This is a genomic window from Mesorhizobium sp. M7D.F.Ca.US.004.03.1.1 (assembly GCF_003998635.1).
Lineage (GTDB): Bacteria > Pseudomonadota > Alphaproteobacteria > Rhizobiales > Rhizobiaceae > Mesorhizobium > Mesorhizobium loti.
The window spans coordinates 1-3,123 of sequence record NZ_RZQG01000724.1 but is presented as its reverse complement, the minus strand read 5'-3'; the positions used below and the strand labels follow the sequence as shown (position 1 = coordinate 3,123).

General features: G+C 62.6%; 4 protein-coding genes and 1 pseudogene. 2 read left to right on the top strand and 3 right to left on the bottom strand.

Annotated elements, in window-relative coordinates:
* A partial coding sequence (locus EN935_RS28700; RefSeq protein WP_164771402.1) for an ABC transporter ATP-binding protein occupies positions 1-1,426 on the bottom strand: 1,426 nt, incomplete at its 3' end.
* Positions 1,427-1,627: 201 nt separating this feature from the next.
* Here EN935_RS28700 and EN935_RS28695 point away from each other — a divergent pair.
* Positions 1,628-1,834, top strand: coding sequence for a SlyX family protein (locus EN935_RS28695; protein WP_181956538.1), 207 nt, complete (start codon positions 1,628-1,630; stop codon positions 1,832-1,834).
* A gap of 22 nt (positions 1,835-1,856) precedes the next feature.
* Positions 1,857-2,249, top strand: a complete 393-nt coding sequence (locus EN935_RS28690; RefSeq protein WP_109658882.1) for a hypothetical protein — start codon at positions 1,857-1,859, stop codon at positions 2,247-2,249.
* Between the two features lie 78 nt (positions 2,250-2,327).
* Here EN935_RS28690 and EN935_RS28685 read toward each other — a convergent pair whose 3' ends face one another.
* Together EN935_RS28685 and EN935_RS28680 are read right to left on the bottom strand one after the other, a co-directional pair.
* On the bottom strand, positions 2,328-2,726 hold the full coding sequence (locus EN935_RS28685; RefSeq protein WP_245468843.1) for a GNAT family N-acetyltransferase: 399 nt from the start codon (positions 2,724-2,726) through the stop codon (positions 2,328-2,330).
* A gap of 117 nt (positions 2,727-2,843) precedes the next feature.
* Positions 2,844-3,123: pseudogene (locus EN935_RS28680) on the bottom strand (BMP family ABC transporter substrate-binding protein); the annotation flags it as partial.

The window sequence follows — 3,123 nt, the reverse complement described above, 5'->3', positions numbered from 1 at the left end:
GGATACGATCTGAGAGGGATCGGATCTCATCCAGCTCGACCGAGACCACCAGCACCGCCTTGCCCTGGTCGCGCATGGCGATCAGACGCTTGTGGATGAATTCGATAGCGCCGACATCGACGCCGCGCGTCGGCTGGCCGACGATGAGAACACCCGGGTCTTGTTCCATTTCCCGCGCAAGCACGATCTTCTGCTGGTTGCCGCCCGAGAAATTGGCGGTCTTCAGCCGGCAGTCCGCCGGGCGGATGTCGTATTTGGCGATCTTGTCCTTGGCATCGTTACGGATCGCATCGATGTTGAGGAACGGCCCCTTCAAATAGCGCGGGTCGTCATGATAGCCAAGGATGGAATTCTCATTCTCCTCGAAGGCCAGCACCAGCCCGACATGGTGGCGGTCCTCCGGCACGTGCGCCAGGCCGCGGTCGCGCAACTCGCCCGGATCGGCGGCGCCGGTCAGGTCGATCGGCTTGCCGTCGAGCATGACCGAGCCGGAGACGGCACGCCTGATGCCGGAAATCGCCTCGAGCAGTTCGGATTGGCCGTTGCCGGCGACGCCGGCGATGCCGACGATCTCGCCGGCGCTGATATCGAAGGAGATGTCGTCGACCATGGTGACGCCGCGCGTGTCCTTCACCGTCAGGTTCTTGACCGCGAGCTTGACGCCGCCGGCTTCCGCCTCGCCCTTTTCGACCCTGAGCAGCACGCGCCGCCCGACCATCAGCTCGGCCAGTTCCTCGACCGTGGTCTTGGCTGTCTCGCGCGTCGCCACCATCGTGCCCTGGCGCATGACCGACACCGTGTCGGTGATGGCCATGATCTCGCGCAGTTTGTGGGTGATCAGCACCACCGTCTTGCCTTGATCCTTCAACTGCCTGAGGATGCGGAACAGGTGGTCGGCCTCGGCAGGCGTCAGCACACCCGTCGGCTCGTCGAGGATCAGGATCTCGGCGCCGCGATAGAGCGCCTTCAGGATCTCCACACGCTGCTGCAGGCCGACCGGCAGTTCCTCGATGATCGCATCGGGATCGACTTCCAGCCCGTATTCGCGCTCAAGCCGCTCCAGTTCGGAGCGCGCCTTGGCAATGCTCTTCTTCAGCAGCGCATCGCTTTCGGCGCCGAGGATGACGTTTTCCAGCACCGAGAAATTGTCGACCAGCATGAAATGCTGATGCACCATGCCGATGCCAAGCGCGATCGCGTCATTGGGCGTCTTGATCGAGGCCGGCTGGCCGCCGACGCGGATCTCGCCGCTGTCGGCCTGGTAGAAGCCATAGAGGATCGACATCAGCGTCGACTTTCCGGCCCCGTTCTCGCCAACGATGCCGTGGATGGTGCCGCGCGCGATCTCCAGATTGATGTCGCGGTTGGCGCGCACGGCGCCAAAACTCTTGTTGATGCCGATCAGCTCGATTGCGGCTTGCGCCATGCAGCCTGTCCCACTCTTTTTTTTATCGCTTGGTCAAAACGCCTAGCATGACGCTCCGTCCATGCCAATTGGCCGGAGCAGGGTTCACTCTCGACAAATCCCGGTGCGCTTGTCAATTTCCAACGTGGCCGGGACCTTCATATTCGCTAATATGGCGAGGCTCAAATTCGCAGGACGATGCGAGACTAGGGATTCTGAATGATCATGCCCGCCGACCGGCTGACGACGCTGGAGATCCGCGCCGCCGAACAGGAGAAGACCATCGAGGAACTGTCCGGCCAGATCGCCGAGCAGTGGAAGGTGATCGAGCGCATGCAGCGCAAGCTCGATGCCCTGACGGATCGCTTCCTGGCGCTTGAAGAGCAGGCAGGAGATGACGTGCCTGTAACCAAGCCGCCGCATTGGTGAGGAAAAAGGGAGGGTGCACGCCATGGCCGGTGAAAGCGATCGCATCGCGCGGGCCGGCGACTATGTGCTCGGCCTGATGAACGATAAGGACCGGGAGCGGGCAGAACGGGATCTGGAGATCGACCCGGCCTTCCGCGATGCCGTGGTGCGGCTTGCCGAACGCATGCATGTCTTCGACCGTGCCGGACCGGCGGATGGCGAAAAGCGCTGGAAGCAGATCACGCAGCGCATTGCCGACCTGCCGCAGATGCGCACCTCTGGCCTGAGCGATGCCAGGTCGCCAACCGTGATCCGAAGCCTGCCACAGCGGCCGCACGGCATTGGCCTGCACACGCTTGGCGGCCGGCGCGGATTTGGTCTCGCCGTCGGGTTGATCGTGGCGTTCGCGCTGGGGTATCTGGCGGGCAAGTTTTAGAGCTTTGTTTTCGGGATCATGCTCGCGGCTGGCACGACATCAGAGCCATCGTTTCGTCGTTCTGCGCAAAAATCTCAATCATGTTCCAGCCAAGGGCTGCGTAGAAATCACGTGCTTCCATGCGTAGAGATAGAGGGTCTCAACACCTCGCACAGCCGCATGGGCTTCAGTCGCCCTGACCAGCGCGCTGCCGATCCCTGCGCCTCGATACCCGGCATCGACAACCAACCCGGCCAGCCATGGCGTGAGATCATGCGCTGGTTCAAGTTCGTGGCGGACCAGCAGGCACGTCCCGACCGGTATGTCGCCGAGCCGGGCCACGAATGCGATCTCGAAGCCATCACCGGCAAGCAGTCGGCGAAGGTCTGCCGCATCCTCTTCGACAGTCCTTGCCGTCCCCTCGAAAAAGGTGGCCAGGCGCAGTCGCGCGACGGCTGCTACATCGCGCTCCCGCATGGGTTCGATCGTCGGCTGCATCGTTGTCCCGGAATGGTGTCCGTTGCGGGTGGCGAATATTTCGCTCGACCCGGTAGAAGGCAAAACCGCCGGGCTTGCGCCCGGCGGTTTGCAGATCTTGGCTTATGTCCGTGCCGCTCAGTACGGGCAGGCGTTGTCAGCCGTATAGTCGTGCACTTCGAGCTTGCCGGCGATGATGTCGGCCTTGGCCTTTTCGACCGCCGCCTTCATCTCGTCCGTCACCAGCGCCTTGTTGTTGTCGTCCATGGCGTAGTCGACGCCGCCTTCCTTGAGGCCGAGGTTCTCGACGCCACCCTTGAAGGTGCCGTTCTTGCCGTCCATGAAGGCGGTGTAGACGGCAACGTCGACGCGCTTCATCATCGAGGTCAGCACTTTGCCCGGCTGCAGGCCGTTCTGG

Coding starts and splice junctions, on each gene's coding strand:
- EN935_RS28690 (WP_109658882.1), top strand. CDS start 1,857: ATGGCCGGTGAAAGCGATCGCATCGCGCGGGCCGGCGACTATGTGCTC.
- EN935_RS28685 (WP_245468843.1), bottom strand. CDS start 2,726: ATGCAGCCGACGATCGAACCCATGCGGGAGCGCGATGTAGCAGCCGTC.